The organism is Synechococcus lacustris str. Tous (genome assembly GCF_003011125.1).
Classification (GTDB): domain Bacteria; phylum Cyanobacteriota; class Cyanobacteriia; order PCC-6307; family Cyanobiaceae; genus Synechococcus_D; species Synechococcus_D lacustris.
Map to the genome: position 1 here is coordinate 1 of NZ_PXVC01000107.1, position 4701 is coordinate 4701.

Here is a 4701-nt window from a genome sequence, read left to right on the forward strand (position 1 = left end):
ATTTGGAGTCCATGGGGATGAGCTTAATTGTAGTAATAGCAGTGGCAATGGCAATAGAATTGTTTTAAGTAATTGCGGCCAACGATTTTGACTGATGCCTGAGGCAGCAAGAAAACTTGTAATTATTAATAAAATGTCTTCACTGGCGGCTGGGTGAGGCATTTCATTTAGCCACCAGGATCTACCCATGGCTAACACCACAAAGGCCAAGGGCCAAAGGGCCCAACGTTTTTGTGTTGGGGAGCAGATAAGTTGCAGCATCACCCATATTGTTGCTGGCAAACTGCTAATCGAAGGACTAATTGGCATCAAAAAAAGTACCACTGCTATTGGAAGCAATAAATCCAGTAGGGGTAGGTACTTTGTCATGGGCTATCTAGATGGCTTTAGTGAGTTTAGAAGCCAGTTGGAGTAGTTCATCTGACTGAAACTCTTTGCTTTTGCGCGGGCTGCTTGCGCCATTGTTTGCAGCTGAGAGTTTGTTGTTAAGAGGGGATCTCTCAATCTTTGCAAAAGTTGCACGTGCTGAGGCTGAGGAGTTAGACCAGTTTCACCAAGATCAAATCCATTGATACCCCCTAGCAGTTGTTCCTGCCAGCCCCCTGTGCGGTTTCGCAGCAGTGGTTGACCTAGGGCCATAGCTTCCAATGAAACCATTGAAAACGTTTCAGAGCGGGAACAGCTAACTGSAAAATTTGCATTAACCATTGCATTYAAGGCATCGCTTCGGTTSCCATGGGGTACCCAGCTGAAGCGATCACCTAGCAAGGCGTGGCCCCAAAAACGCAGTTCCCGATCAAGAAGTGCATGGAAATCGCTCTCAAGACCAATGAATTGCAATTCCAGAGGCCGGAAYTCTTTTTTTTCTAGGCAAAGTGCTTGTTGTATTAATTGCAACAACCAGCTATGCCCCTTGTTGCCATCACCGGCCATGCCGGTGAGTTGTAAGCGCAAGCTATTAAATGTTGGAAGGGGTTGATCAAATAATGAACACCCACCGTTTTTCAGCGGTAATAGAGGTGTTTGCACCGCAAGGTTTGAGCCGCTGTATTCAAGCCAGTTTTGATAGCTGCCAAGGGTGTGAATAGAGGGCAGCCTCATTTGCAATTTGCCTGTGCTTAGCAGTGGCAATAGCCTTTGGGGCCACTGCTTATCCGCCAGTAGCTGGCTTGGATTGCCCTCATGGCCATACCAATCCAAGCGTTTGATTTCGCCGCACTCAAGCCGCGCTAAGGCTGTTTTGATCACCGCCTCGGGCAGGGCAAGGCTATTGAGCAGGATGCGGTCGTTTGGCTTTGGCTTTGGTGCTGCTTGCTCYGGGTTTAAAACCCTGCAATKGAAGCCTTCCGCCTCAAGTTCGCGGCGCAGTTTGGTGTGCACCCTGTCGTGGTGCCCTCCCCAACTGASTAGYCKTARCYGCCGSCGCCAGCCCTGCTCCGCTAATTCSCGRGCAATGGCGCCTAAAACCAGCGGTGCACCGGTATGGGTGAAGTTGTGGCTRTAGAGCCAAAACTTTGGTGCCTGCTGGAATGGCATCGTTCAGCTTTTCATTGCTAGTAATTGCCGCCAACGGGATACGTAGGGGTCTRTGCACCAAATGCCGCCCAGCTGTTGAGCCCATAGCTCCTGGAATAAACCCAGTTCTGGGGGCACCAGATCAAGGCTGCGGCTGGCGGATTCGAAATGGATCCAGCGGCTGGCGGGATCCAGCAGCACAACCTTGCCAGCTTGGCGAGCTCGCAGGCAGAAGTCCACATCGCCGTAGTTAATTGGTAGCTCAAGGCACAAACCACCCAGTTGCCGCCAGAGATTTGCACTGCACATGCACACGGCRGCGGTAACGGCTTGAAATGCCCTAGCTGTTTCTAGTAGCCCAGGCGGCAGGCGCTCTGGTTTGCAGCTAGCCCAGGCATGGCGTGGGGCCAAGTTGTCTATTGCTACRCCTGCATGTTGYACGCGRCCATTGGGGTAGAGCAGCAGTGCACCCACCACCCCCACCTCAGGCCTTTGRGCTTGGGCCAGCATGGAAGCAATTGAATTTGGCTCTAGCAGTTCAGTGTCGTCGTTTAGTTGCAGTAGCCATTCACCTTTGCTGGCGGCAGCGGCCTGGTTGAGCCTTTGGCTGTAGCTATAGGGTTTATAGCTGCGTTCATGGCGCCAGCGGCCAGCACCAAGTTTTGAACTGGTGAGTGTTTCAAGTTCAGAAAGTAGTTCCGGTGATAGTTCACCTGCATCGATCACTACGATTTCTAATTCGCGATAGCTACTGCGCTGCAATAACTTTTCCAGACAGTGGCGCAGCAGCAGGGTGGAGCGCCCCTTGATGGTTTTGGAAAAACCACCACTGGGGATCAACACACTCACCAGGGGTGTGCCTTTTGGGCTAGCCAGCTGGGGCGTGGGGCTTGGCGCTGGCGCCTGCAGCAGGGGCAGGGGCACATGGGCCCAGCGCTCCGGGCCAACGCAAGCCAGTAACCGGCTGCGCCATTCAATCCTYTCGGGGCCGGCCAATGGCGCCGGGCCCATGTGTTGCAAAACAGCATTGCTAAGCAATAGYGGACCCTCCGCTTCTGCGCTGGCCCCATCTAAAAAGGGATCTAATAAACCTTTTTGACGCCAGGCCCGTTTGCCATTTGCTTGGGGCAGCCAGTCGTCGCAGCTAACAACAAGGGCATTGCTCCAATGTTGCCGGGCACTTAGTAATCGCYTCAGGCGCTTGTGTTGGCGCTTGGAGATCGGCCAGCCGGGCGGCAACAGCAGGCTGAAATCAGCGYTTGCCGTTTTGCTTGCCCTCAGACCTGGTTGGATTCGAATTAAGCCATAGCGCCACAAATCAGCCCAGATTTCACCGCGCCAACGTTCCAGTTTTGGCACCAACCTTTCCGCTAATACCCGTTTTGGTTGCTTGCACTTGTTCCACCAACGGGCAGGCTTAGGGCGATCCTTCACAGGCCTATGGCGCTTGCGCCCATGAGTTTGCCYYATSCGGWGTGGMTTGAATGGYTASTGGCTMTWGCWACTCCYYTGSRGCTGCAATTGAGCTTGGTGGGTGGTGCGGTGCGGGATCAATKGCTSGGGCAAGMGCTGCCATTRAARGATCTTGATCTGGTGGTGGAAGGGCCGGCGAGCTGGCCTGCCCTGGYGCTGGCTGAGGCGATCGTTGCTGCTGCTGCCGCTTCTCAGTTGCCGCTTGGTTATCAGCTGTTGCAGTGCACCCCSYWYAGCARCTAYGGCACTGCCMGGTTGCARTTGCAAATWAATGGCCARTTGTTGCTGTGTGATTTGAGTTCAGCCCGCAGTGAAAGCTATGGCTTTCCAGGKGMTCAGCCCGTGGTGCAAYCTGCAAATYTGCAAATTGATTTGCAACGGCGTGATTTCAGYCTTAATGCCATGGCTATGCGCATACCAGSSCTGGAGCTGCTGGATCCCTTGGGTGGRGCCGCTGATTTAGSCGCAAGGCAGCTGCGTTTGCTGCATGGGAGCAGCCTGAGGGATGATCCCACCCGSTTGATCMGGGCRGTGCGCTACGGGGCAAGGTTTGATTTGCAATGGGCCCCCGCSAGTTGGGAGCAGGCAWGCGTGATGCTYAATAGCTGGCCYTGGCCYCMGGGGGCYCCTGCTTTAGGGGCAAGGTTGCGRATGGAATTGGAATTGTTGTTTGCTGAAACCAAYTGGCRKGGGGCCTTGTTGTTGCTTGAGCAGTGGCGTGGTTTGGAGCTACTGCAGCGSGGTTGGCAGCGATTGCCAAGGGGTAGCGCTCGCTTTTTGAGCCGTTTTGGTTGCTGGGGAGCTGCTTTGGAGCCGGCGTTTACGGCGGYGGATTTAAGGCTGTTTGCATTGATYGATTTAGCCCCCGGTGWTGTGGCTGATAAACAAGCGATTGCAGAGCGTTTGCAAATTCCGCAACGGCTATGGGAGCTGCTTGGCCAGGTKGCTGMACTGCGCCATTGGTTGCAAAGGGAGCGCCCCAGCCATAGTTGGCGGCCATCGCAATGGACTGCCGCATTGGAGCAACCCGGCAATGGCGGCCAGCCATTGCCGGTGCTGCTGGTGCTGTTGCAGCCTGGTGAACCGGCTAGATAYCATTTATTGCGTTGGTTATTGCGTTGGCGGTTGCAGCGGCCAGCMATTRGCGGCAAGGAATTGCTCGCAATGGGTTATCAACCGGGGCCGGAATTAGGWARRCRGCTRTGGCAGGAGCGGGCCAAAGAAATTGATAAAAATGATAAAAAGTAAATGATTAGTTTTAGGTTGCATTTAGAAATGCATAATCAGAAAAATTGCCCTGGCTTAATGTGTAAGCTCCAACGCTTGCTTTATCAAAGATGGAATCATTTGTTGTGAAAACTGGAACTGCACCAGTGGAAGGGTAATTGAGCGGCAGTATTTCCCAGCTGGCGTTTGAAAATCCACCAGTTAAGCTATCTCTGGTGATTGTTGCAGTAGCTGCAGCCCCAAGGCTGCCATTGGGCCCTGGTGAAATTGTGGCTGGCAATTTGTATGTGCCGTTGCCGTTATACCAAATACCCTCGAAATGGGTTTCAAGCGTTTTTGAAGAGCTTGTAGATGGGTAATTAAAGGTTTTGTAGTTGCTAAATAGGCCTGTAACGGAATCGTAATCCAATAGATAGGCGGAGCCAAGGTCCTCGGATTGATTGCCGATATTTTTTTTGCGGCTGGCATCATATTGAAGGCCAACAC

General features: G+C 53.0%; 5 protein-coding genes and 1 pseudogene. 2 read left to right on the forward strand and 4 right to left on the reverse strand.

Annotated elements, in window-relative coordinates:
* The 3 genes from C7K08_RS12660 to C7K08_RS12670 all read right to left on the reverse strand — a co-directional run.
* Positions 1-369 (reverse strand): hypothetical protein (locus C7K08_RS12660; protein ID WP_133165265.1); only part of this gene is annotated, 369 nt, incomplete at its 3' end.
* Between the two features lie 3 nt (positions 370-372).
* Positions 373-1380: a glycosyltransferase gene (locus tag C7K08_RS12665; protein ID WP_161955918.1), complete on the reverse strand. Its 1008-nt coding sequence runs from the start codon at positions 1378-1380 to the stop codon at positions 373-375.
* A gap of 159 nt (positions 1381-1539) precedes the next feature.
* A complete protein-coding gene (locus C7K08_RS12670) occupies positions 1540-2949 on the reverse strand; it encodes a glycosyltransferase family 2 protein (RefSeq protein ID WP_106500942.1) in 1410 nt (469 codons plus the stop codon).
* 21 nt (positions 2950-2970) lie between these two features.
* On the opposite strand from C7K08_RS12670, the pseudogene C7K08_RS16930 reads away from it, so the two are divergent.
* Positions 2971-3456 (forward strand): annotated as a pseudogene (locus tag C7K08_RS16930) (nucleotidyltransferase family protein); the annotation flags it as partial.
* A 183-nt stretch (positions 3457-3639) separates the two neighbouring features.
* Entirely contained in the window at positions 3640-4236 is a 597-nt protein-coding gene (locus tag C7K08_RS16520) for a hypothetical protein (RefSeq protein WP_241537258.1), read from the forward strand.
* A 10-nt stretch (positions 4237-4246) separates the two neighbouring features.
* Here C7K08_RS16520 and C7K08_RS15615 read toward each other — a convergent pair.
* Positions 4247-4701 (reverse strand): hypothetical protein (locus C7K08_RS15615; protein ID WP_206603864.1); only part of this gene is annotated, 455 nt, incomplete at its 5' end.